General features: G+C 39.1%; 17 protein-coding genes and 1 tRNA gene. 7 read left to right on the top strand and 11 right to left on the bottom strand.

All coding sequences use genetic code 11. The features are described from left to right. Positions 1-205 precede the first annotated feature (205 nt). Positions 206-1,375 carry a homocysteine biosynthesis protein gene (locus BC008_RS15315; RefSeq protein ID WP_027846357.1) on the top strand — a complete coding sequence of 390 codons (1,170 nt, stop codon included), beginning with the start codon at positions 206-208 and terminating at the stop codon, positions 1,373-1,375. A 390-nt stretch (positions 1,376-1,765) separates the two neighbouring features. On the opposite strand, the gene BC008_RS15310 is transcribed toward BC008_RS15315, so the two are convergent. Next, positions 1,766-2,785: a hypothetical protein gene (locus BC008_RS15310; protein ID WP_027846356.1), complete on the bottom strand. Its 1,020-nt coding sequence runs from the start codon at positions 2,783-2,785 to the stop codon at positions 1,766-1,768. A 376-nt stretch (positions 2,786-3,161) separates the two neighbouring features. Here BC008_RS15310 and BC008_RS15305 point away from each other — a divergent pair, with 376 nt between their 5' ends. Continuing rightward, complete coding sequence (locus tag BC008_RS15305) at positions 3,162-4,058, top strand: tetratricopeptide repeat protein (protein WP_027846355.1); 897 nt, start codon at positions 3,162-3,164, stop codon at positions 4,056-4,058. A 208-nt stretch (positions 4,059-4,266) separates the two neighbouring features. Here BC008_RS15305 and BC008_RS15300 read toward each other — a convergent pair whose 3' ends face one another. The 5 genes from BC008_RS15300 to BC008_RS15275 form a co-directional block, all read right to left on the bottom strand. Further along, on the bottom strand, positions 4,267-4,908 hold the full coding sequence (locus BC008_RS15300) for a TMEM165/GDT1 family protein (protein ID WP_027846354.1): 642 nt from the start codon (positions 4,906-4,908) through the stop codon (positions 4,267-4,269). Positions 4,909-5,458: 550 nt separating this feature from the next. Continuing rightward, positions 5,459-7,186, bottom strand: coding sequence for a succinate dehydrogenase/fumarate reductase flavoprotein subunit (locus tag BC008_RS15290; RefSeq protein WP_027842554.1), 1,728 nt, complete (start codon positions 7,184-7,186; stop codon positions 5,459-5,461). Positions 7,187-7,390: 204 nt separating this feature from the next. After that, positions 7,391-7,702, bottom strand: a complete 312-nt coding sequence (locus BC008_RS15285; protein ID WP_058183145.1) for a hypothetical protein — start codon at positions 7,700-7,702, stop codon at positions 7,391-7,393. A 466-nt stretch (positions 7,703-8,168) separates the two neighbouring features. Then, complete coding sequence (locus BC008_RS15280) at positions 8,169-8,576, bottom strand: QcrA and Rieske domain-containing protein (RefSeq protein WP_027842555.1); 408 nt, start codon at positions 8,574-8,576, stop codon at positions 8,169-8,171. A gap of 173 nt (positions 8,577-8,749) precedes the next feature. Further along, entirely contained in the window at positions 8,750-11,017 is a 2,268-nt protein-coding gene (locus BC008_RS15275; RefSeq protein ID WP_027842556.1) for a transglycosylase domain-containing protein, read from the bottom strand. A 439-nt stretch (positions 11,018-11,456) separates the two neighbouring features. On the opposite strand from BC008_RS15275, the gene BC008_RS50520 reads away from it, so the two are divergent. Then, complete coding sequence (locus BC008_RS50520; RefSeq protein WP_058183147.1) at positions 11,457-12,161, top strand: hypothetical protein; 705 nt, start codon at positions 11,457-11,459, stop codon at positions 12,159-12,161. Positions 12,162-12,638: 477 nt separating this feature from the next. Here the strand turns inward: BC008_RS50520 and lspA are convergent, their stop codons facing one another. Continuing rightward, positions 12,639-13,118 (bottom strand): signal peptidase II, encoded by a 480-nt coding sequence (gene lspA / locus BC008_RS15265; protein ID WP_027842557.1) that lies wholly within the window; start codon positions 13,116-13,118, stop codon positions 12,639-12,641. 228 nt (positions 13,119-13,346) lie between these two features. Further along, positions 13,347-13,934, bottom strand: a complete 588-nt coding sequence (locus tag BC008_RS15260; protein WP_027842558.1) for a biotin transporter BioY — start codon at positions 13,932-13,934, stop codon at positions 13,347-13,349. Between the two features lie 1,039 nt (positions 13,935-14,973). Here BC008_RS15260 and pstS point away from each other — a divergent pair. The 4 genes from pstS to pstB all read left to right on the top strand — a co-directional run bounded on the left by pstS (position 14,974) and on the right by pstB (position 19,154). Further along, complete coding sequence (pstS, locus tag BC008_RS15255) at positions 14,974-16,146, top strand: phosphate ABC transporter substrate-binding protein PstS (protein WP_027842559.1); 1,173 nt, start codon at positions 14,974-14,976, stop codon at positions 16,144-16,146. Positions 16,147-16,361: 215 nt separating this feature from the next. Beyond that, the gene (pstC, locus tag BC008_RS15250; RefSeq protein ID WP_027842560.1) at positions 16,362-17,324 is read left to right on the top strand and encodes a phosphate ABC transporter permease subunit PstC; all 963 of its coding nucleotides are present in this window, start codon (positions 16,362-16,364) and stop codon (positions 17,322-17,324) included. Between the two features lie 20 nt (positions 17,325-17,344). Continuing rightward, complete coding sequence (gene pstA, locus BC008_RS15245; protein ID WP_027842561.1) at positions 17,345-18,241, top strand: phosphate ABC transporter permease PstA; 897 nt, start codon at positions 17,345-17,347, stop codon at positions 18,239-18,241. A 97-nt stretch (positions 18,242-18,338) separates the two neighbouring features. Beyond that, positions 18,339-19,154: a phosphate ABC transporter ATP-binding protein PstB gene (gene pstB, locus BC008_RS15240; protein ID WP_027842562.1), complete on the top strand. Its 816-nt coding sequence runs from the start codon at positions 18,339-18,341 to the stop codon at positions 19,152-19,154. A gap of 213 nt (positions 19,155-19,367) precedes the next feature. Here the strand turns inward: pstB and BC008_RS15235 are convergent. The 3 genes from BC008_RS15235 to BC008_RS15225 form a co-directional block, all read right to left on the bottom strand. Further along, positions 19,368-19,438, bottom strand: a tRNA-Gly gene (locus tag BC008_RS15235). Positions 19,439-19,478: 40 nt separating this feature from the next. Further along, positions 19,479-20,762: a hypothetical protein gene (locus BC008_RS15230; protein ID WP_027842563.1), complete on the bottom strand. Its 1,284-nt coding sequence runs from the start codon at positions 20,760-20,762 to the stop codon at positions 19,479-19,481. A 69-nt stretch (positions 20,763-20,831) separates the two neighbouring features. After that, entirely contained in the window at positions 20,832-24,347 is a 3,516-nt protein-coding gene (locus tag BC008_RS15225; protein WP_027842564.1) for a response regulator, read from the bottom strand. Positions 24,348-24,976 lie beyond the last annotated feature (629 nt).

Below are 24,976 nucleotides of genomic sequence, written 5' to 3'. Positions count from 1 at the left end.
ACACCTGATAGAGATACACCTGAGAGTATGGGTGTGATACGCTGATTTTGCTCAGTGCGTTCAGAACTTTTTCCCAGTACTATGCAGAACTTACCAGAACGACTTAACGCATACCACTACAATTGATGTTATTTAGCAAACAAGAGAAAATAATTCACTTTCCCTTTCCCCCTTTCTTATCCCTGCTCTATTTAAATAATTTAATATGCGAACAATTGCGGAAATAAATGACAAAATCAACCGCAAAAAAGCGGTAGTCCTCACCGCACAAGAATTAAAAGCAAAAGTTGCAGAAGAAGGTGTTACATCTGTAGCCAAAGAAGTCGATGTAGTAACCACTGGAACTTTTGAACCAATGGAATCTAGTGGAGCTGTGATTAATTTGGGTCATACCGATCCACCAATTAAAATTCGTCGCTGCTGGTTAGATGGAGTACCAGCATATTCTGGCTTTGGGGCAGTAGATTTATATTTGGGTGCTAGTTGTCCCGTAGAACAAAAAGAAGGGGAAGAACTCAAAGAACGTGGTGGCGGTCATGTTATAGAAGATTTGATCGCAGGTAAGCTCGTACAAGTACGCGCTCAAGGACAAGTAACAGACTGTTATCCACGGGGAACTTTTGAGGCTGCAATTACCCGCGAAACAATCAATCAGTTTTATTTATTTAATCCCCGGAATATTTATCAAAATTTTATAGTTGGAGTCAATGGTGGAGAACGCATGCTGCATACCTACCTCGGGCCTTTACATCCGCGTTTGGGTAATGCAGTCTATTCTAATGCTGGTGCCATCTCTCCTCTACTCAATGACCCAGATTTACAGCTTGTTGGTATCGGTACACGAATTTTTCTTGGTGGTGGTGTAGGTTATGTCACCTGGGAAGGTACTCAACACTTTCCATTACAAAAACGTTTACCCAATCGAACGCCTGTAGGACCAGCAGCGACCTTAGCTTTAATCGGTGATGCGAAACAAATGGATTCGCGCTGGGTTAGGGGCTGTTACTTCAAAAATTATGGTCCTTCTTTGATGTTGGGTGTGGGAGTGCCCCTACCAATACTAAACGAAGAAGTGGTTGTTAGATGTGCTGTCGAAGACAAAGACTTAGTCGCACCAATTGTTGATTTTTCCATCCCTCGCAGGGTACGTCCCACCTTTGGCTTGGTAAGTTACGCTCAACTTAAATCAGGACGGATCGTTATTGAAGGTAGAACGGTGCGCGTAGCTCCTTTAGTAAGCTTATATCTATCAATTCAAGTTGCCCAAGAGTTAAAACAATGGATCGAGGCTGGTAACTTCAATCTTACAGAACCGGTTTGTCAAATTCCTACAGAGCGAACTTTTTTGCCCCAAAATCGTTGGACAGAATTTTGAATTAGAACCAATAACTTGTTAGCTATCGTGGGCGTATAGCACTATTTTGGTACAGTCTGCCCCCAGAAAAAAGGTAATTTGGAATTAATAAAGCAATTCAGTAATTAATTTAGATTGGTAATTAATTTAGAAGCAAATTCTCCACTTTTAGTAGTTTTAAGCACCTACGGTGTGGCTGCGACGGAACGCCCTGAGAGTGGGCGTGCCGTATAATTTATTTATTGATGAAATAAAAAAATACGCAGCATCATCATTACAATCCCCTGGATTCATCGCACCGGGTTATTACGATATACCACAAGGGGCACGCTATGCTATGACCAATTAGCGATCACCTCAGTCTTTAGCAAAGTATACCGTAGGTACTGTTTGGCTTTAGCCATGTTTTAACTACTCCTGTTGAGGTTTTTGGCGTTTTACTGGCTTTGGAGTAGGTCTATTTTCTGCAGCAGGTGCAGCAGGTCTTGATGATGGTCTTGGACTATCACTTCTCTTGACAGGACGAGTTTTTTCCCCATCTTGTCTGCGGAATGGTTTTTTCCCTCGGTCAAAGCGCTTTTTCTTAAACTTATTGTTGAACGGATTGCGTTTTTTCGGTAAATCGGCAATTAGTTCAGCTTTACCGATTGTTAAGTTATCGGCTTGGCGCTCTACTTCAAAATCCCAGAATTTACCAACTGCTTTGGTATCCAGTTTGCCCTTCAGTTTAACCTTGAAATACTTGGGTTTATCAGATGCTTTCCGAGGAGCTTGTTTAATTTTTACAACCAGGCTTTCATCGCCATAGGATTGGTAAACAACTTCACCTCGAATGGAGAAACCACCATCGGCAACTTCTGATGAAGGAATAAAGTTATCTGTTGCTTTTTTATCAGTTTCTGAAGAAGATGGATCTTCTTCCATTTCTTCTTGTGGTGAAGCTTCAGATTCTTCAAGCGCATCTGGGGATTTTTTCGCCAGATTTTCTGGCTCCCAAACACCAACTATTTGGACGTGTAACTGGTCATTTTCTTGTCTGGTTCGGGGATAAACTACCCATAAGTGCTCTTGCTCTAGAGAAAGGTGGTTTTTTACCAAACTCATAATTCGACCGAGAAGGACAGCGTTTAATTCTGTACCATCTGCGGTCAGCAGTAAGCCTTGGGTAAATTGTTCGCTGCTAGCTTGATAACGCCCTCTAACTAATCCAATGGCTCGGTATTGCATCGGTTCGCTAGGGGGTGGAATTGGTTGCTGACGACTATCATTACTTTTATTTTCGTCAGCATCGGTATGGCTAGCCTGTGAATTGTCAACTTCAGCTGCGGGAGCATCCGTATGCTCAAGCGCCGGTTTAACAATATTATTTTCTGCCTGATCGGGGGCAGTGGAATTGGAAGATTCAGGTGACGGCATCAGGTCGGAATTCATAAAAACTCCTTGCGGCGGAGACACATCCCGTAATGGGACTTAATAATATTGCGGTTCTCAAAAGCTTTTGTGCGGCAGATCGAAGTAGATAAATTCAATTTGCCACCCAATCGCACAGTGTGTGATACTAAAAACGCATTTGGAATGCATACACACACTAAATGTGTAATTTAGCGCCTTTATACTAGTTTCGGAAGCATACCATAGCTACAAATCCAACAATTTATCCTAAAATCATTGCTAGACTTGGCTGTTCAAATGCCTGTTTGTTATAAAGTTCACAAGCAATTCATGGTATTCCGCAAAGTTTGTAAATTTTTTGGTTTTTTCAATTTTTACAGTCCATAATTTGTAAATTAGAGTAAAGGAAAGTTTTGTGTCTCAAGCACGCAATCGCTGGATGGTGTTTTTGGTTTTAGGTTTGGCTGGTGTGGGTTTGCTTGGAGCTTCAGTTGCTCCCCTTATCGCTGCTTTTAACAACGAGCAATCCTCAAACGAAGAAACTGCTACTGTAAGAAACACACTTAAAACAAGTTCGCCTGCAGCAGCACAAATCTCCAAACTCACGAAAGACGTACAGTTTTATCAACGTTTGTCTCAGGAGGAGCCAGAAAATACAGCTGCTCTCAAGCGCCTCATCGAAGCAAGGCTACAGCTATTAAGTCTAAAACAAGGTGACATAAAAGCGGTAATTGAAGATTTAGAAAAGTTAGTAAAAAAAGCTCCCGAACGAGCAGAATATGCTGTATTGCTCGGTCAAGCTAAGCAGCAAGTAGGCGATAAAGAAGGTGCTGCCAAAGCTTTTCGTTCCGCTTTGAAAACTAAACCCGGCGACTCTAAGGTGCTAGAAGCATATGTTAGTCTTTTGCTCCAACAAAAACGACCTCAGCAAGCTATTAGCTTGTTGAAAGATAACCTCTCTACTGCAGCAAAAGCAAATAAAGTTGAGCCAGGCAGTATTGATGTTACAGCAGTTCAGACTTTACTTGGTAGTGTTTATGCTAAGGAAAATCGCTATGGGGAGGCGATCGCTGCTTTTGATATCGCCATTAAAAATGATAAACAAGATTTTCGTCCGGTGATGGCAAAAGCATTATTACTTAAGCAACAAGGGAAAGTAGATCAAGCAAAACCATTGTTTACTAAAGCTGCAGAACTAGCCCCTGCTAAGTACAAGGATGAAATTAATCGTCAGGCAAATAGCACTCCGAGCCCAAATCCTACAGCTTCCACAACTGAAACACCTTCGTCCAAAAATACTCCTAAAGAGTGAGTACAAAGTATAGTATTCTGCGATGCTATGGGCAGTGCAAGATGGTCTTATTGCCCTGTGCTAACAAAATTCGAAAGCTATAGCGCTATGTACAAATCATTAGCGAATCCGTAGTTAGCACAGCAAAAAGGACCGCGCCCGTAGGGTGACTAAAAGCTTGCAGTTCACAGCTTTTAGAATTGAATTCATAACGAATTGCCCAAACTAATTACGTAGTTATGATTTTTATGACTGCTAAAGTGGCAAAGATCAGAAATAGAAATCCACCAGCAAAAGTGAGTTGACGTTCGGATATTCGTCTATTCAAGAATCGCCCAGAAGTAACTGCGATCGCAGCACAAATTGTATGTCCCAAAATAGCACCTGAACTCACTGCTACAGGATTATTTCCTGCCGCTAAAGCAATAGTGGCAATTTGGGTTCTATCTCCCCACTCAGCAGTAAATATTAATAAAAACGCTTCGAGGAAAATCAGAAAAATATTTTTGTAGCTAACATTTTTATACTTCGGTATTTTTTTTTCTGCTGCATTTACCTCAGCATTTGCCTCTTTTATTATTTCTGACTCGCCAATGATTTTATCCATCCTAATGGCGTCATAAAGTAGTTTTATCCCAAAAACAAAAAATAAAATAAATTCTGCGACCTCAATGTAAATTTTCGGTAACAGTGAAGCAACTTGTCCTAGGAGTGCAGAAAGTACAGTCATTAATCCTAAAGCAGCAATCGCAGCTAACAATACCAATTTTCGCGAGTGCTTTATAGACAAAATCATGGCGATAAAAAAAGTTTTATCACCAAGTTCTGAAATTCCAATTAATAGTAAACCTTTAGTAAAAGCCTCTAGCACTTTCTCAAGCTCCCTGATATTTACAAATCCTGCGAGCTTGATGAGAGTTGCAAGACTTCACCAAGCTCGCATCTCTACGAACTTAGTGAAGGTCTCGCTTACTTATAGCTTATGAAGTATTCTTCTAAAAAGCCTTATGTTACCGAACCAGGCTCATCACCAGTATGTTGATTCAGGTACATTGGCAGCATTTAATGCTTTACCAACAGCTACTCCCCTTCATTAATAAGTAATTATACTGCAAATTGCTTAATCTTTAGTAAAAACTCAAAAGTAACAAGTAACAAGTGAAGAAGGCAGAAGGCAGGAGGCAGAGGGCTTTTATGGAGCAATTGGTAGGGGCTAGACCTGCGGTCACGCTGCGCTAACCGACCCACTACCAATTGCAGGCCACCAAATTTCATTTTGGTGGGGGCCTTAAACCCTTGCTCCCTCCGGTCACCAGAAGCCTTACGGCACAGGCCTTCTGCCTTCTGCCGTCGTACTTCTGCCTTTCTTGGTAACAAATTACCTAATCTCCAATCTCCAATCTCCAATCCTCAATCTCCAATCAATACTTTCGTTCCTTGGGTTGAAACATACTTATATTTACAGGAGCATACCGAACATCAATATCAGCACTTGAATAATAAGCCATCGTATGGCGGAGAAACTTAGTATCATCTCTTTGAGGATAATCATCTCGACAATGAGCCCCGCGGCTTTCCTGGCGATTCAAGGCTGATGTCATTATCATTTTACCTACCACCATCAAGCTTCTTAATTCCAGAGCTTCGATAATTTCTGTATTCCAACCACTACCTTTGTCATCTAAGTATATTTCTGCACACTGCTGCTGTAGCTCTTGGATTTTTTCTAATCCCTTACTCATTAATGCTTCTGTACGGAAAACACCACAATATTGGGTCATGCAATCTTGGAAAGCTTGACGAATTTCTCCAATGCGATATTTTCCAGACTGATTTAACAAGCTTTGAATTTCCTCTTTTGCTTGTTCGAGGTATTCTTGCTCGTCTATGGTAGGTAATTTACGATTTTGGACATACTGAGCGATCGCAGCGCCGGTTCTACGTCCATAGACTACACACTCTAACAAAGAGTTGCTACCCAGGCGATTAGCTCCATGAACTGAAACGCAAGCACTTTCCCCCGCAGCAAAAAATCCTTCTACTAAGGTATCAGCACTACCACGGACTTTCCCATCAGTATTAACAGGAATTCCACCCATACAATAATGAATGGTTGGACGTACCGGAATTGGCTCTATTACCGCATCAACTCCCACCAGACGGTGTGCTTCTTCCCAGCAAAAGGGAACGCGACTCATGATTTTCTCTTTACCCATATGTCGTAAGTCCAGGTGCACAAAGGAACCACCAGCACTACCATCAGAATTAATTCCCCGTCCTGCATTAATTTCACAGGTGATTGCTCGAGAGGTGATATCTCGCGGCGCTAGTTCCATGCGAGAAGGAGCATAATTTGTCATAAATCTTTCTCCTTCCGAATTAATCAAATAAGCCCCTTCCCCCCTTACGGCTTCGGAAATGAGTACACCTACAGGATATAAACCAGTGGGATGAAATTGGACGAACTCCATATCTTCTAGAGGTAATCCCGCCAAAGCCGTCATTGCCAAGCCATCACCAGTGGAAGCATAATCATTGGAAGTAGTATTAAAAACTCGACCATAACCCCCAGTGGCAAACATTACAGCTTTAGCCCGAATTACCTCTAAATGTCCATCGAGAATTCGGTACGCTACCACGCCTTTTGCTTGACCTTCAGTCAAAATTAAGCGCATTACATACCATTCATCTAAAATTGTTACCCCGAAGCGCCGTAGGTTATTTACTAACTCATGAAGAATCGCATGACCTGTTTTATCTGCTGCGTAACAGGTTCGATTGTGGGAATGTCCACCAAAAGCACGTTGGGCTATACGTCCGTCCGGTAGACGGGAAAATAAAACTCCCATGTGCTCCAAATCGATCACAACATCAGGTGCTTCCTGAGTGAGAATTTCTACTGCATCTTGATCTGCTAAATAGTCAGAACCCTTAACTGTATCAAAAGCATGAGCTTTCCAGCTATCTTGCTCATCAACATTTTTTAACGAAGCAGCAATACCCCCCTGTGCTGCAACAGAATGGGAACGAATCGGGTGAGTTTTAGCTACAACTGCAATTTTCAAACTAGGATCGGTCTTGGCAATTTCAACCGCAGCACGAGACCCAGCCAATCCACCCCCAACAATAATTACATCAAATTCAAGCATAATTAGTCCCTGATATCCTAGATTGCAATTTTTATTTTTATGTACTTACTAATCAATAAAAATTATCAAATTCTCAACTCAAACACACAAAAATTCCCTGCTTCACACAGGGAAATATAGTTACATTAGGTATTGGTTTATAGTCTACCCGCGAATAACTTAAGTATGTAAATTCGTTATTTTTATTTCCAACAAATTATTGATTTAACTATTCGCTTGTACGGGTCTTTGTCCTGAAATACCACTGGGTATTTTGTCCATACTACTTTCAGTATCTATAGCAGATAATTCTACGTGATTTAATAAGGTGGTTACGAAGGCAAATAGCAAAAATGGTAATGATAGCAAGACAACTAAACCTACTGTGGCTAGAGCATATACAGGACGTCTAGCACCCATTAAAGCTAGGGCTGATGCCAAACTCAAAGTAACCGTAATTAACCAAACAACTATCTGACCATAAATATCGCCAAAAGTTAGGGTACAGACAAAACGATATTTTTGAATATTATTCATGGGATTTGTCTCGTCGCTTTCCTTAAGTTCTACCTTAGAGCCTGGTTTTTATTTCAGACAATTTCTCAATATTTTTGCATCAATTGTAATATCACTTAATAAACTCTTAGCCAAGCTCTTAATTCAAGGCAATTATTGACAGTTCTAAAATCGGATTCATGGAAATTTGTGATAAAAATTAATAATTTAATTAAGCTTTAGCAAACAAAATAATTAGCGTCAATAAAATTATCAAGGTATTTTACTACTCTCAATTTGATATTTTTGTAATTAAATAATTAAATAATATTTACTTAATAAATCTTAGTAAAAAATACGTTGTTAATTTTAAAGAATAATTTTAGAAAATATTTTGGACACCTCTCTAATTCTGAAATTTTCCACACTCATTCCTAAAAAAGTTAGAAACAAACACAGAACAACTACTAAACGTGGAAGATATAAAAGCACCCAAATTGATTTGAACCTAAACTGATTTAACAAAGATGTCGTCACCTTCGATTTTGGTCGCATAAATTGTCAGAGGTACTCTTGCTGGTGCTCTTGTTACTTGACCGTCAGCAGTAAATTCTGATTGATGACAAGGACAAACAAATTTCTGACGATCGCTGTTCCAATCCACCGCACAACCAGCATGGGGACAAGTAGGATCGACAGCTACGGGATTATCTGTATTGGATATTTGTACTAACAAAACTTTACCAAAAGCAGCCCCTTCCTGAAGTAATTGTTTGTTAGCATCTAAATTGGCTTTACTACCTACTTTTTGCCAATCTTTGATCACACGGCGAGAGGAACAAGCAGCAATCGTCACCGGTAAAAAACTTGCTAACGCACCTACGCCAACCCAAGAAATAAAATCACGTCTATTCATCGTATTCCGTTGTTTAACCCTAGGATTTCTTAGTTATTTATTTAACACTAAAATTCTATAGGGATGGGTAAAACGGGATTATGCTAATTTACAAAAAAATACTAAAATTGCGTGATTTTGGCTGTAAAAAATTTTTTGGAATTACTGGTATTTCTGATTAATAAAATTGATTTTCAGCGTAAAATTTTGCCCATATAACTTCCCCAAAGTTGCGCAGCTTGGGCACTACTACCTCGTGTGGGAGAATTATTGTCATTTCCCAACCAAATACCAGTTGCAATCCTTCGACTGGGGACAAAGCCGATAAACCACAAGTCAACATTTCTATCAGTGGTTCCAGTTTTACCTGCGGCTCTTAATCCAATCTGTGCTCCACGACCGGTACCTCTGGTAACCACCTGCTGTAGCAACCCGGTCATTCTATTAGCAATACTAGTTTTAAGAACTCTTCTGTTTGCTTCCCGATCCTGATCGAAGGAGTAAATAACCCGACAATTTTTTGGGTTGTTATCCGGACAATCGCTGCTGTCTAATATTCTACTAATGGCATGGGGGCGATTCCACAAGCCTTGATTGCCAATAGCCGCAAAAGACCCGGTCATTTCCAAGACATTAACAACACTTTGACCCAAAACTAATCCAGGAACTGGATCGAGCTTGGATTTTACCCCCAAACGCTGAGCATTTTCTACTACATTATCAAGTCCTACGTCCTGTGCTAAACGTAAGGCTATTGGGTTTTCTGAAAGAGCAAGACCAGTTGCAACATCTAAACTACCAGTGCTACTCGTTCGACAGGGTTTATACCTAAAACCCCGCCACACTAAAGAGGTACAAGAATAATTTCTTCCTAAAGAAATACCTTGTTCCAGTGCAGCAGTATAAGCAAAAACTTTAAAGGTTGAACCGGGCTGTCGTTTTGCTTGAAAAGCACGATTAAACTGACTGGTTTTGAAATCGGTACCCCCCACCATTGCCAAAATTCCACCAGTACTTGAATCAAGAGTTACTATTGCTCCTTGGGAAAAGCGAAATCTTGAGCCAGCATTACTCACATGATTTTTTAATTCAGTTTCTGCTTGTTTTTGGATTTTTGGATCTAATTGGGTTTCGATAATTAAATTTCCTTCTGTGGCGAGTTCTCGTCCCAAAATAGATTCTAATTCTTGAAAGACATAGGTGTAGAAATAAGGCGCGATCGTTCCTGCTTGTCTCTCACAAACTTTAGGATCGATTTCAATTGCCGAACGGCGCGCGCGATTTGCTTCTTGTTCTCTAATTTTACCCTGGCTTAGCATCCGTTTAATTACACGGTTACGATAGCCAATAATTGATTGTTTACTCCTAGCGCTACCGCAAAAGTTAAACCCGTTAGGTGCTGGTAAAATTGCAACTAAAGTCGCAGCTTCTGCAAGAGTTAGTTCTTTAGCCGATTTTCCAAAATAATAATTAGAAGCATCCTCAAAACCGTAAGTATCAACACCCAGATAAACTCTGTTTAAATAAGTTAGTAAAATTTTATCTTTGCTATAAAAAGTTTCTAATTTTAAGGAAACGATCGCTTCTCGTAATTTTCTTCCTAGAGAATCTTGCCTTCCAACATAATCGCGGAACAAACTGCGTGCTACTTGCTGGGTAACTGTACTCGCTCCCTGTTGGACATCGCCACTGCGGGTGTTAATTAGTACCGCTCTGGTTACTCCTAAAGGATCTACTCCAAAATGCCAATAATAACGGCTATCTTCTGAGGCTATTACTGCATTAGCTAAATATGGCCCAAAATCAGAGATTTTCTTTTTATCTACATGTTTAATACTGTTGGGTCTACGTAAAGGAGTTTCCCCATCACCAGCATAGATAATTACAGGTGCCCTTGTGGCTCCCGGTAAAGGTCGCACAGGAAATTTTAACCACTCAATACCAATTACCAATGCAACTAAAGTTGTGACACCAACAACCCCATAACCGGCAAAAGTTACAGCCTTAAACAGTAAAGGTGGTGGATCGATATACTGGAGTCGCACAGAAGCTGCTAATTCTGGTGGTCCCAGGGTAAGGACATCTCCATGTCGCAGTTCTAAGGAATTAACACGGCGCTTGCCACGATAAATTCCATTAGTTGAGCCTTCATCCTTGATAATGAACGCGGGCTTGCGTTGTGTTGAATCCCGCGACAGGGACAGATGAATTTGGCTGACAACTGGATTGCGTACAATGATATCGCAGGACTTAGAACTGCGACCTAGTACATACCGATCGCCCAGTAGCGGGTATACCTCTGCCTTATCCGTCCCGGTATCTTGCACTAATAATTCCGGCACTCTAGCATTTGGCTTGAGTGCCAGTTTAGAAAAATCAACCCTCGCTTGAAATGTCTGTACTGCTTGAGTCATTTGACCAAGGAAGGTTTTTGGTTTTTGTGGGGGTTGGGAGGAACTCATCGACTATTCACACCAGGGTTATTACTGAAGAATCGGGCGAACTGCAATTTACGATGCTGGTTATTCCACCATTCTACTAATCAGCCGTCGGAGACATCGGCTCTACGGAATAGTTTCCAATTACGATAAACATAACAATACAATCTCTACCAATTTTTTTAGTTGTGTTTTTTACTACATTGTGTTGTCATGAATAATGCTGTCATTGGGTTCAGATTGTCAGATAATTATAGTTTGTATACCCTCATTCAGGAAGATTTAACTCGAAGTTCGATATTTTTGCAAGGTCGCGATCGCTGAAGTCATGATAAAATTGTGACTCAATTTACATAGAGGAACACTATCTTGTAGAAATATACATCCCCATATGGGAAGATTTTCTAAATGTTATAGTCTGATTTAATGAGCGGAGTATTATGTTGAGGAGGCTAATTTTACTATGAAGGGAAAATTATTTACCCTTTTCGGGACTGTTTTGACCCTAGCATTAGTAGGTAATGTAGCAGTAGTACGAGCAGAGGGAGAATCCAAGGCTCCCAGCGCAGAAGATATCAACATCAGTCCAGAAGGTATGGAGATTTTATGTGAGAAAACTCCATGGAATAGCCGTTGTGAAGGAACTCAAGCAACCACAAGCGATACTGACACCGAAAAAATCACTGTACCGGCAGACACTACAGACACAACAGATACTACAACTCCGGATCCAACCACTCCGGATGTAACAACTCCGGATCCAACAACTCCGGACGTAACAGTTCCGGATGCAACAACTCCGGATCCAACAAACATTAATCCTGTTACTCCCGTACCTGGTACTACAGCTCCAGATGCAACAACTCCGGATCCAACAAATATTAATCCCACACCTGACAGCACACCAGATGCAGCTACACCAGATTCCGACCAATCTGGCGATATAATTCAGCAAGATACAAATCAGCAGGAAAGAATCCAAAATCAAAACATGAATCAGCAGCAGGAAATTAAAGTTCCTGATAGTTCTGCTCCAGATAACATGCAAACACCAGGAAGCGGTTCAAATGATGACCCATCAAATTTAAATACTCCTGCGACCCCAGATCAAAATTCAGATAGTCCTGCGACCCCAGATCAAAATTCAGATGGTCAAAGCGGATTTTAGTCTGTGTCTTAAGATTAATCTTATAGAGCACATGAGTTCCGTTGAAGATTGAGATAAATTCCAATTTCCAAAGATTAACACTCTTAAGTTCTTTCCCATAAGGTGTTCTGATACCAAATTACGGTTTTTCCCAAATAATTAACTTTAATTTGGATAACAAAAATATTTGAGATATTTTAGGGCGAGCTAAATAGCTCGCCCTTTATATGCAATAAAATAAAGTCTTGGAATACGTTAGGCGCTATAATACTTTTTGTCTGTAGGGTTTTGGCTTTTCTAGCCATATTCCTGGCTTTCGATATCTGATATTCTTTTCTCTTATATTTTGGTGTTTAATTAATTAATTAATTAATTAGTTCATTAGTTAAATATAATTTATTTATTTATTTATTTGGCTAATTGTAAATTATTAAAGCAATCTTTCAAAAGCTAAAACAGTAAAACTAAAACTAGAAGAAAAATATAAAATCAAGCTCATTACCTAAGTTTGTGCTGACTACTGTTGGGTTTTTGTTGAAAATAACTAATCAACAAGCAAGCAAGACCAATATTAATAGATACATCAGCGATATTAAAAACAGGAAAATCGATCAACTTAAAGTGTAAGAAATCGATTACATAGCCCAACATAAACCTATCAATACCATTACCTACAGCACCTCCCAATATAAAGCCATAACCCAATTGCTCCCAACGATTTAAAGTTGGACCAAATATTGCAAAAGCAATTAATCCTAAGCTAACAATTAAGGAAAGCCAGCGCAACCAAGACACATGTCCGCTAAATAAGCTCCACGCTGCACCATAATTATGTACATAGGTAAAATGAAATACACCTGTTATCAGCGCTTGTGTCTGTTTCAAAGTAAAGTTTTGTTGAACCCAAAATTTGCTTAATTGATCCAAAACAAGCATAAATAAGGCAGCAATCCAAAAAAAGCGATTTTTAAAACTCATAATAAATGATTTGGTGCTCGTTACTGGAACTTCAGAATTTCAGGTAGTAATACGGATTTTAAACCTTACAAGAAAGGAAATTTAATAAATAAATCAGGGAAAGTAAAGGGAAGCAGAAAATCTCAAGAAGGTTATAGGATTCAGGTTTTAGTTCCAGACTCATCTTCACAGCAGTAATCCTAAAACCATGATCGAGTAATGGAAGAAAACAATTAATTAATAATATTCTTAATAAAACATTAGGTGTCGCAGAACGTATGCAAGTACTGTCACAGCGCATACTACTACTAATTGTCCCGGAAGTGCGAACCAGGAATATCTTAGGATTGCTTGTGTTAAACTCAAAGCCTCTGTACCTTTAAACTGAAAAAAATAGCTAATAAACAAATAACTAATACCGCAGATGTGTACGGTAAACAAGCCAATTAGACAACTAAATGCTAAAGTTTCCAATTTTGGTCTGGCTTTGAAAGCGATTAAGCCACATAACCAAGCTCCGGGAATAAAACCAAGCAAATAACCAAAGTGTGCTAGCTTAACATAGCCAATACCCCCACCTTCAGCAAAAACAGGTAATAAAGTTAAGCCCATCACTAAATAAGCAATTTGGGAAAGTGCTCCAGCATTCTTTCCACCCAAGCAACCGACGAGCAAAACTGCGCCGATCTGATAAGTAACACCTAAAGAAAAAGTCTGAATTCCTTGCTTACTCCAACCAAAAGGCAGGGTGGTAAAATATGCTTCTAAAAAAGTTCCACCCATAGTTAGCAGTAAGCCAATCATAGACCATAGTAATTGATTGGATGCAGCCAACATTCGTTAATATAGATTAATCAGAGTTTTAGATTTTAAATCTGGGTAAAAATAATGATAAAACTTTTACTCAGAAAATTACAATTGTGAAAGATTCGCTACAAGATAAAATAAATAGATAACAAGAAAAAAGAGATATATTTACTTTTCTATTGACAATTAATTCTACCTCGATGGCTTTATATCAAATACAAAATACTATTTTATCAATAGCCAACAACTTATTTTTCGAGCGCAAACAATATTAAGCATAGCCTCATTGAGCTTTATTCGCTAGTTCTTCAGTACATTTAATAAGCTTCACAGAGCACAAAATTAGATTTCAGTTCCATATCGCGACCCTAAAATTAGTTTGTTACCCTGCAACAAGCAACATTAACGATAGGAAGACTTAACTCTTTAATTTATTGGTACTCTGTGCCACAAAAGTTTTGAGACAAGTATAGCCATTAACTTTAGTCATTTATTGGATTGAGTACTTTTATGCTACTGCTTACTCCAATGATTTTTAAATCTTAATGATTGTTGAATTAGTAATACCTACGCTGTTAACTGATTGGCAAAAGCATACTTGATTTTGCTTCTATTGGCTGCGAAATGCTCGTATTGAAGAGTCATATTGTCAGCCTTATAGCCAGTAATTTTCAAATAAGTATGTTTGATATCATTTTTGATTCGCAAGGGCTTAAGCGTAGATTCGTGGTTATAACTCCGCATTACGAAATAAAACTTCATCAAAAAAAATAAAATAATGACATTTATTTTGTTCCTTTTCTAGTAGTATATTCGGTAATTATAAATATCTACCTAATTAACAGTTATTTGTATATCAGTAAATATATTTAAGACTAAATTTTACTCAGTATTATTTACACATAAATTTTGATGATTTAACGTATCTAAAAAACTACTAAGCAAAGATAATTAAACTTTAATTTTGCTACTTTATTAGTGGTTGAAAATCTATACTTTGTTAACCTTACCTTTACTCTGACGCGGTATATTATAATCGCTCAGCAGCAAAATTAGTAACAACACCTCCATGCTTTTTTCTAACCCTGTAAATAATACTTCTAGAATTCTCAAGACTCTTTCTGTATTAGCACTAACAGTTTCTTTAGCAGCCTGTGGTGGGCAACAACCCGAAGGTGGTGAAAACGCCGAAGGAACAACCGGTGATGCGACTAATACTACAGCCAGTGGCGACAAATTAGATTTAGGTGGAAAAGTTAATCTTAATGGAGCTGGCGCATCTTTTCCAGCACCTTTATATCAAACCTGGTTTAAAGGTTTAAACGAAAAAAATCCTGATTTACAAGTAACATACCAATCCGTTGGTAGTGGTGCTGGTGTAAGACAATTTACCGCAGAAACCGTTGACTTTGGTGCGAGTGACGTCGCAATGAAGGATGAAGAAATTGCTAAGGTTTCTCAAGGCAGAGGCGTACTTTTACTACCAATGACTGCTGGTAGTGTGGTACTTGCTTATAACTTACCTGGAGTAAATGAACTCAAATTATCCAGAGAAGTTTACACTGAAATTCTTCTAGGTAAAATCAATAAGTGGAACGATCCTAAAATTGCTAAAGATAATGCAGGAGTAAATCTACCAGACAGAAATATTACGGTGATTCACCGTGCTGATGGTAGTGGTACTACAGGAGTATTTACCAAGCATCTAAGTGCTATAAGCCCAGAGTGGAAAGAGAAAGTGGGTGCAGGTAAAACTGTAGAATGGCCTGTTGGAGTTGGTGGGAAAGGCAACGAAGGTGTAACTGCTCAGATCAAACAGACTGAGGGTTCAATTGGTTACATCGAGTATGGATACGCGAAAAATAATAATGTAACTTTTGCCGCTTTGCAAAACAAAGATGGAGAATTTGTTACACCAACAGATGAATCTGCATCTCAAACTTTATCTGCTGTAACTTTGCCAGAAAATCTCCGTGCTTTCATTGAAGATCCAGAAGGGAAAGAATCTTATCCTATTGTGACTTACAGTTGGATCTTGGCTTATAAGAAATATGACAATCCAGCTAAGGCTAAAGCCATGGAAGCAATGATTGAATATGGCTTAACTGAAGGTCAGAAGGTGAGCAAAGAATTGGGCTACGTTCCCTTACCAGAAAATGTCGTTCAGAAAGTTGCAGCAGCAGCTGATGCAATCAGTCCTGACTATAAAATTGCTGTAGGCGCTTCTCAAGCAAGTAAGTAGTCTGTAAGTAAGTGGCATGGGCATCCTACGCTTTGCGTTAAGTCTAATTACAACGAAACGATGAATTGTGAATCGCGATCATTGATAACATTTATTAACAAATATAATTCACAATTAACTGCTGACTAAATACGTTTATGTGGTTCGCTCCCACATTTCTCTGTATTTAACCATAATTCAATATGGGTTAATATTTTTGATTGGTAAATATTTCCATGACTACAAATCCCCAAGATGTTCGTTCGGCACTTCCTCACCGTTCGAAGTTGGATAAGTCACTTGATAAAGGTTTTGTTTCGTTAACACGGGTTTTTGCACTGGCTGTAGCAGCTGTATTGTTAACAATTGCAGTTCAGGTTGCAGTTCAAGCTTTACCTGCAATTCAAGAGTTCGGGGCTAATTTTATTAGTCAAAGTTCTTGGAATCCTGTCAGAGAAAGCTATGGAGCACTACCTGTAATTTACGGTACTTTGGTCAGTTCTTTTATTGGTCTCCTAATTGCTGTACCCATTGGCGTTGGGACTGCAATTCTATTGAGTGAAAATTTGCTTCCGGTCTCAATTAGAACAGTATTAGTCTTTTTAGTAGAATTACTAGCGGCAATTCCTAGTGTTGTATACGGTATTTGGGGAATTTTTGTATTAATTCCTTTCCTAGGAGATCTTGCAGGAACCATCAATCAGTACTTTGGCTGGTTGCCGATTTTTGGTACTCCCAGTTCAGGAACCTTAGAAGGTCCCGGTATGTTACCAGCAGGGATAATTCTGGCAATTATGACTTTGCCAATTATCACTGCAATTTCTCGAGATGCTTTAATCTCCGTACCTCGTAATTTACGGGAAGCAGCAGTTGGTTTAGGTGCAACCCGTTGGGAAACAATTTTAAAAGTTTTGGTACCCGCAGCTTTTTCTGGTATTGTCAGCGCTGTAATGTTGGCACTAGGTAGAGCAATGGGCGAAACAATGGCTGTAACAATGATTATTGGTAATTCCAATAAAATCGAAGCTTCTTTGTTTGCTCCGGCTAACACAATTTCTTCTTTGTTAGCAAATCAATTTGCAGAAGCTGATGGTATTCAAATTGCAGCTTTAATGTATGCAGCTTTGATTTTGTTTTTCCTAACTTTAATAGTCAATGTTTTAGCTGAATTAGTAGTCCTACGGGTGAAGAAACTGTAACATCAGAGGTATGTTCAATTATGACTTCTAGCTTTTCCGAACAGCCTGAAGGACTCGCCAAAGGTAGTTTGAAACGTTCTTCAAGTTCTCCCCGAACCTTGTTCAATTCATTCATGAACGTTGTCGCATTTACATGCGGCTTATTAGCATTGTTGCCATTGTTAATGGTACTTTCCTATGTACTCATTAAAGGATTTGGCAGTTTAAACTGGGGTGTTTTTACAGAACTACCACCTACTCCTCTCGAGCAAACTGGCGGAGGTTTTCGCAATGCTATTGTTGGAACACTCTTATTAGTGGGAATTGGTAGTGCAATTAGCGTCCCTTTTGGAGTTTTAGCAGCAATTTATCTTACAGAATTTAGTTCTGGGAAAATAGCTCGCTGGGTGCGCTTTGCGGCAAATGTTTTAAGTGGCGTACCATCAATTATAGCTGGTGTTTTTGCATATGGTATTTTGATCGCCACGAGGATAGTTAATTTTTCACCCATTGCTGGTGGTGTTGCGTTGTCAATTTTGATGTTACCAATTATCGTCCGAACCACAGACGAAGCACTACAGTTAGTCTCTAACGATTTGCGACAAGCAGCCGTAGGTTTGGGATGTACTAAATTTCAAACGGTTGCACAGATAGTACTACCATCTGCTTTACCAGCTATTGTCACTGGTACGACTTTAGCTGTTGCTCGTGCAGCAGGAGAAACTGCACCAGTAATTTTTACAGCTCAGTTTAATCAATTTGCATTTAGTGGTTTCGACCAACCGATCGCCTCTTTAGCTGTATTGGTTTATAAATTCGCAACTTCTCCCTATCCCAACCAACAGTCACTTGCTTGGGCTGCTTCTCTGATTTTAGTGTTATTAGTTTTGCTAACCAGTATCATTGCTCGTTTAGCAACAGCACAGAAAAAGTATTAAGTAAACCGATTTGATATTCTAAGTTGCAAAATTTTTAATTGCAAGATTCTCACTACTTAAGGACTCTCATTTACATTTGAATAATGGCATATTATCTATGACTACCGACCTTCACAAAGCCGATAGCGCTGACACTAGTCTCGATACTGTTTTACGAACAGAGGGAGTCAATGTTTATTATGGTAAGTTCTTGGCTTTAAAGGATATTTGGTTAGATATCCCCAAAAATCAAGTTACAGCTTTTATTGGACCTTCTGGATGTGGTAAGAGTACTTTACTCAGATGCTACAACCGCCTTAACGATTTGATTGAAATATTTAGAGCAGAAGGCAAAATATATTATTACGGTGAAAATTTGTATGCGCCTGAAATCGATCCTGTAGAGGTAAGACGTCGAATTGGAATGGTATTCCAAAAACCCAACCCTTTCCCTAAATCTATTTACGATAATATTGCTTTTGGAGCCAAAATTAATGGTTACAAGGGGGACATGGATGAGTTAGTAGAACGTTCCTTAAGACAAGCTGCTTTATGGGATGAAGTCAAAGATAAGCTACGCCAAAGTGGTTTATCTATTTCTGGAGGACAGCAGCAACGTTTGTGTATTGCTCGTGCTGTTGCAACTCAACCCGATGTAATTTTAATGGATGAGCCTTGCTCGGCGTTAGACCCAATATCCACTCTACAGGTAGAAGAATTAATCCATCAACTCAAGAAACAATATACTGTTGTAATTGTGACTCATAACATGCAACAGGCTTCCCGGGTATCTGATATGACAGCTTTCTTTAACGTTAATACATCTGAAGGCGGTCGTACTGGATATCTTGTTGAATACGATCACACAGAGTCTATTTTCCAAAATCCCAAGCAACAAGCGACTCAAGAATATATCAGCGGTAGATTTGGTTAAAAAAAGTCCGAAAAATCAGTTAAAAAAAACTGTCTAGGGAATCATTTATCCCTAGTTTTTACTTTTGTAAGCAAATTATTCTAATTGATAAGATGTTTTAATTATTATTTATCAACGATAATATTTCTAAGACATTAATTTAATTCTAGTTTTAATCTGTATTACAGACGTACAAGCATCATTCTACGACAGTAAAGCTTACAGACTAATAAAAGCGGGCGGCGGGAATCGAACCCGCATCAATAGCTTGGAAGGCTATGGTTTTACCACTAAACTACGCCCGCGTTTTTGACTTATACAGAATAACATGCCGATATGTAAAAATCAAGGTTGACGAGGCATGATTTTTACTTTTACCAAAATTTGACTTAACTCGGGAGATCTACCACCGCTTTCAGCTGGGACATATTCTCGATCTTGAAAAATTTTTTCTGCATATTCTTGGTATTCAGGTGGTTTTGCTAACAAACTGTTGAAACTACCATCTTGATTAATAAATATCACTGCTTCAAATTCAGTTGGCTCGAGAATATTTTCAGTCGATAACGACAGAGAATTTATACCTTTAAGGTCAAATTCTTTTCTCCTAGTTGTTATATCGGCGGCTTTATCTTGTATATCTTTTTTCAAAGCAGTGCGATCAATTTCCCAAGTTGCGACAAATCCTCCAATATTAGATTCAGGTAGAGGTTTTCCCCCATCCGTTGTAATATCTGACCCGGTATTTGGAAATGGATTTTTTAAGTCTTCCTGCTCTCCTGTACTTCCCTTTAAATCGTTATTAAGATCGTTTCCGGAAGGGTTATTGGCTTTTTTTGGGTCGGGTAGGTCTTCAGTTTCCGAACTACTGTTTTCGGTAGTTTTGTCACTGGAGATTTGATTCTTGCTGTCTTGCTCGGAAGTATCTGTTTGAGGGTCTGAAAATTCATTTTTTGGTTTTTGTTCAGCTATTTGCTGTTGACGCTCTTGTTGCGCAAGTTTTTGTTTTAGAAGCTCTTCCTGGCGTTTTTGTTCGGCGATTTTTTCCTGAAGCTTCTGTTGAGCAAGCTTTTCTTGCTCGATTTTTTGTTGTATAAGCTCTTCCTGGCGTTTTTGTTCAGCAATTTGTTCCTGAAGTTTTTGTTGAGCAAGCTTTTGTTGCAGAAGTTTTTCTTCAAGTTTCTGCTCAGCTATTTGCTGTTGAAGTTTTTGCTTAGCGAGTTCTTGCTGTCTAATAACACCAACTCCGCTGGAGTCTTGATTTTCTAAATCAGTTTTTGTTTTCTGTGATGGAGGTGCTGAATTTAATTTCTGAGATCTGCTTACTTGTGAAGATGGCTTTGAATTTATTTTTGTTTGTGATTCAGATTTAAGTTTAGGCTTTGGCTTTAAATTTAGTTTCACAGGAGATTTTTTCTCCGAAGAAATTCTTATTAGTTCAACTGGAACTACAGAGGAAGAACTTCCCGCCGCATCAGAACTAAACTTATATTGAGCTAGCAGCCAGAAAGCAAGTAAATGCAAAACAACAGAGCTAAAAAATAAGATTATCCACAAACCTGGTGGATCTGCATACTTTTGTTGATTTTTAGTCAAAGTCGAGATTTTATCGCTAATAGACTGTGTCATAAAAAACTACACTTCCGTCTACCGTCAGTGCTATTACTTATTTATAATAATTAATTTGCTTATCTTATATTAGCGATTTGCCACAACTTCAGGGTTGATAATAAAAGTTAAAACCGTCTCATCAACACCTTTTAGACCTAAAGAGCTACCTTTTGTTATCTCTTCGTCCTTTAAATAGTCAGCGACAGCAGCAGAGACGAGTATCGTACCAGGTTTTGCTGCTTGTTGTAACCTTGCAGCAATATTTACGCTCGGACCAATCGCAGTATAATCTGCACGTTCTGAACTACCAAACATTCCCACAACAGCAGTCCCTTGATGAATACCACAACGGAATTGCAAACCATTACGTCCATCTGTTTCAAATAAACCTTGCTCTGACCATTGTTGGTTTAATTCTGCAAGCGATCGCATCATTGCTCGACCCGTGTTAATAGCACGACGAACTTGTTCGTTTGGTGTGAGTTCTTCTGGTGCACCAAACAAAGCTAATATGGCATCTCCCATAAATTTGTCCACCGTACCACCGTTATCGAACACAGCTTTGGTCATTGCTTCTAAATATTGATTGAGCAATTCTGCAACTCTTCGCGATCTAAGGGTGTTTGCTAGCTGTGTAAAACCTACTATATCGCTAAATAAAACTGTAATGAGGCGGGGTTCTGGTCGCAGATCTAAAACTAAATCGCCTGTTGCAGCTCTGTTAACCAGTATGGGGGGTAGAAAACGGTTCAGTACCGATTGGGTCAAATAAGTATTTAGCTCCACTACTCGCTGTTCGTTTTCTTTTAAAGCTAAAAGATTTCGTACCTCTGCTAATAATTCGCGATCGTTAAAGGGTTTTGCTAAATAAGCGTCTGCTCCCCTTTCTGCACCTTCTACCCGACTATCTTCATCAGCTTTTGCAGTCAGTAAAACAATTGGAATACCCTTCAAATTCTCCTCGCTGCGAATCATTTGGATCATTTCCAACCCGGTAACAATCGGCATCATTAAATCGGTAACAATTAAGTTGGGTGTAATTGCTTTTGCTTGCTCAAAACCTTCGGAGCCATTACGTGCAGTTTTTACCCTATAGCCATTGTCACGTAGTATTTCAGAAACATAAGCTCGCAAATCTGGATTGTCATCAACAACCAAAATTAGTGGCGATGTTGGTAAAAGTGAAGAATTACTTTCATCTTCTATTCTTAACTGATTTTCTCTTTCTTGCTCTTGAGATTCCAATAAATCTAAATCTGCTAATTCAACATTTGCACGGCTAGGATTTATTTCTGCTAAAGTCTGTTGTACTTGTTCGGGATTTAAGTGCTGATTACCAGGAAGCAATGAAACTGTAAATATGGTTCCGACCCGATATTCTGACTGAACAGTAACTCGACCTCCATGCACCTCCACTAATTCTTTAACCAACGCCAAGCCTAAACCAGTTCCTTCATAGGAACGATTTTCTGAACCCTCTGCTTGACGGAAGCGCTCAAATAAATGAGCAATTTGTTCTTGCTTGATCCCTATTCCAGTATCTTGCACTTGCAGAATGCAATTGTTAGGGTTATGTCTAACTCTAATAGCGATAGTTCCACCTTCGGGAGTAAACTTCATCGCATTGGAAAGGAGATTGTAAACGACCTTATCAAATTTTTCTATATCTAAGTATATATTGGGGCATGCCTCAAATTCTGTAACTAATTTCAGTCCCTTTCTCTCACAGTATGGACGAAATGATTCAACAATTTGATGAACAAATTCTACTAAATCGCAAGGATGAAATTTTGGTTGCATCCTACCTGCATCCAAGCGTTGTAAATCTAATAATTGATTGACAAGCCTGAGCAGACGCCGCGAATTTCGTAAAGCAATTTTGCTTTGAGATGTTGATAAACCTTGTTGTGAAGTTACCGCTGACTCTAAAGGTCCTTGAATTAAAGTAATCGGAGTACGAAACTCATGGGAGATATTTTGAAAAAATTCAGTTTTTTGTTTATCTAATTCCAACAGACGTTCAGCCTGTTCCCGAGTTTTTTGATAAAGACGTGACTGCTGTACTGCAATTGCAGCCTGTGCAGCGACCGTTTTTGCTAACTCAATTTCTGAAGGTAACCACTTACGGGTTTGATTGTACTCATGTAGCGTAATACTGCCAATACTTTCACCATCTGCCAACAACGGTACAACCACTAGGGATTTTGCTGCTATTCCCTCACGTAACTCAAATACCTGTAATTGGTGTATCCATGCTTTGGTATCCCTAATTATTACTGGTTGTTGCGTTCTCAACATTTCCTGTAATATCGGATGACCTTCAATGGGTATTTGTAACTGCAGTAATTCCTTGGAATTAGAATTACGCCGTTCGTTTGTTTGATCGATAGGGTTGACAGAAGAGTTAGGAATCGGGTCCAAGCTTTGATAATAACCTACACATTCCGTAAACTCATCCGAATCAGTCCACAGAGAAAGCACACAAGCATTTACTTGTAATGCTTGCCCTAATTGCTCGGTAATAGCGGCAAAAATATCTTCGGGGTCCAAACTGGATCGAATAGCGCTTGTAATGGTGTTGGTTAACGCTTCTCTTTTGGCAAGAGCGTGGGCGCGTTCGTAAGCATAGGCTTGTGATAAGGCTAAAGCTGCCTGATCTGCGACCATATTTACTAAGTCAACTTCATCTTCTTCCCAAATCCGAGATTTTTGACATTGATGTAATGCCAACATTGCCATCAATTCTTGACGGCAAATGAGTGGCACTATCAAACTAGAGCGGATTCCAGAAACGTTAAATGCACGCATGCGCTCTTGTGACTGCGCAGTCTCTGCCTGTATTACAGAATCTGCCGTAACATCTGGGATTGCCAATACTTCTCTAGTTTCCCATACAGTTTCTGCCAAACAAGAATCTGTCAACGAAGATGATGAACCTATTTCATTACTGCTTGTTTCTAGCGATTGCAGTTCATTGCTATTCTGTTTGACTGCAAGAGAGGGATTTTGATAAATGAATTTTTCATCTGCTAACTCTCCATTCAAGAATGGTCGCAACAAACAAACATCTGCTTCTAGCATATCTCCTACACTATCAACAATTGTTTGCAAAATTTGTCGATAATCTAAGGTGCTGCGAATAGTTCCAGTTACGGTGTTGAGTAAATATTGTTGACGCAGGCTACGAGAGATTTCACGGGTACGAGCTTTAAGAACGTTATGGGTATCAAGAGCCTGGCGTACCACCGCCTTTAATTCTTCAGCTTCCCATGGTTTAGTAACATATTTAAATACCTTACCAGAATTGATTGCTTCTACTAGATCTTCTACATCTGTATAACCGGTCAAAATGATCCGCATTATATCGGGATATTGAGTTGCTGTTAAGCTCAAAAACTCAGTACCGCTCATCATTGGCATCCGTTGATCGGAAATAATCACCGCAACGTCTTCTTCTTTTGCCAACAAATCAAGAGCATCTGGACCAGAATCTGCTCTCAACACCTTATATTCGCGATAGAACGTGCGGTAAAGCAGATCTAGGTTATCAGGTTCGTCATCAACGACCAAAATTTTCGACTTTTTGTTTACTTGGGAACTCATGCACCGCTTTCCTGCTGCAATGGCAGTCGGATAAACAATAATCTCATCAGCTATACATACCTCTTAATTGGGCGGAAGCAGATCATTCGACCAGTAAGACTCAAAGCCTACATGACTGCTAAATAAAATAAAATAATAATTTTCTTCACAGCTACTTGCTGGCGATCGCTAGTGCGGATTGCCATCTGCTTTGGTACACCCTATGTTCTGGAATTATAAGTATTAGTTTTACAGAATCGATGCTTGCTTGCCAAATTTTGCTTCACCTCCAGTAAGAAAAATTTCGTTCCATCTACAGTTTTAACGGATGAGGAAAAATTAACTGCAGTCGTATATCTAAGTTTTCCCGCCTTTATCTCATCCCTAACATATTCCAATAAATTCCAATAAATATTTATATTGAGGCTTACTTGGCAATTGGGCAATATCAGAGCAATAAAATTAATCATGGGCAGGTTTTATACTTATGGGCATACGATAAATAGATTCTCCTTGCGATCGTGGTAAGTATTCCTAGTCTCGAACGGTACTTTAGTATTGCGTGACTACAAAAACTGGGGCACGATGGCATCGTATATTTTTAATATGCCGATGATAAGCATAGTATTTGAGCATAATATTATAAATAT

This window comes from Mastigocoleus testarum BC008, from assembly GCF_001456025.1.
In the GTDB taxonomy this organism is placed as follows: domain Bacteria; phylum Cyanobacteriota; class Cyanobacteriia; order Cyanobacteriales; family Nostocaceae; genus Mastigocoleus; species Mastigocoleus testarum.
Note: the sequence above shows the minus strand (reverse complement) of the source record. Positions and strands in the feature narration are given on the sequence as shown.

What these genes read in the sequence shown, in the direction of transcription:
- pstC (WP_027842560.1), top strand. Translation starts at nt 16,362, where the DNA reads ATGACTACAAATCCCCAAGATGTTCGTTCGGCACTTCCTCACCGTTCG.
- BC008_RS15275 (WP_027842556.1), bottom strand. Translation starts at nt 11,017, where the DNA reads ATGAGTTCCTCCCAACCCCCACAAAAACCAAAAACCTTCCTTGGTCAA.
- pstA (WP_027842561.1), top strand. Translation starts at nt 17,345, where the DNA reads ATGACTTCTAGCTTTTCCGAACAGCCTGAAGGACTCGCCAAAGGTAGT.
- BC008_RS15225 (WP_027842564.1), bottom strand. Translation starts at nt 24,347, where the DNA reads ATGAGTTCCCAAGTAAACAAAAAGTCGAAAATTTTGGTCGTTGATGAC.
- pstS (WP_027842559.1), top strand. Translation starts at nt 14,974, where the DNA reads ATGCTTTTTTCTAACCCTGTAAATAATACTTCTAGAATTCTCAAGACT.
- BC008_RS15285 (WP_058183145.1), bottom strand. Translation starts at nt 7,702, where the DNA reads ATGAATAATATTCAAAAATATCGTTTTGTCTGTACCCTAACTTTTGGC.
- pstB (WP_027842562.1), top strand. Translation starts at nt 18,339, where the DNA reads ATGACTACCGACCTTCACAAAGCCGATAGCGCTGACACTAGTCTCGAT.
- BC008_RS15290 (WP_027842554.1), bottom strand. Translation starts at nt 7,186, where the DNA reads ATGCTTGAATTTGATGTAATTATTGTTGGGGGTGGATTGGCTGGGTCT.
- BC008_RS15230 (WP_027842563.1), bottom strand. Translation starts at nt 20,762, where the DNA reads ATGACACAGTCTATTAGCGATAAAATCTCGACTTTGACTAAAAATCAA.
- BC008_RS15310 (WP_027846356.1), bottom strand. Translation starts at nt 2,785, where the DNA reads ATGAATTCCGACCTGATGCCGTCACCTGAATCTTCCAATTCCACTGCC.
- BC008_RS15260 (WP_027842558.1), bottom strand. Translation starts at nt 13,934, where the DNA reads ATGTTGGCTGCATCCAATCAATTACTATGGTCTATGATTGGCTTACTG.
- lspA (WP_027842557.1), bottom strand. Translation starts at nt 13,118, where the DNA reads ATGAGTTTTAAAAATCGCTTTTTTTGGATTGCTGCCTTATTTATGCTT.
- BC008_RS50520 (WP_058183147.1), top strand. Translation starts at nt 11,457, where the DNA reads ATGAAGGGAAAATTATTTACCCTTTTCGGGACTGTTTTGACCCTAGCA.
- BC008_RS15280 (WP_027842555.1), bottom strand. Translation starts at nt 8,576, where the DNA reads ATGAATAGACGTGATTTTATTTCTTGGGTTGGCGTAGGTGCGTTAGCA.
- BC008_RS15315 (WP_027846357.1), top strand. Translation starts at nt 206, where the DNA reads ATGCGAACAATTGCGGAAATAAATGACAAAATCAACCGCAAAAAAGCG.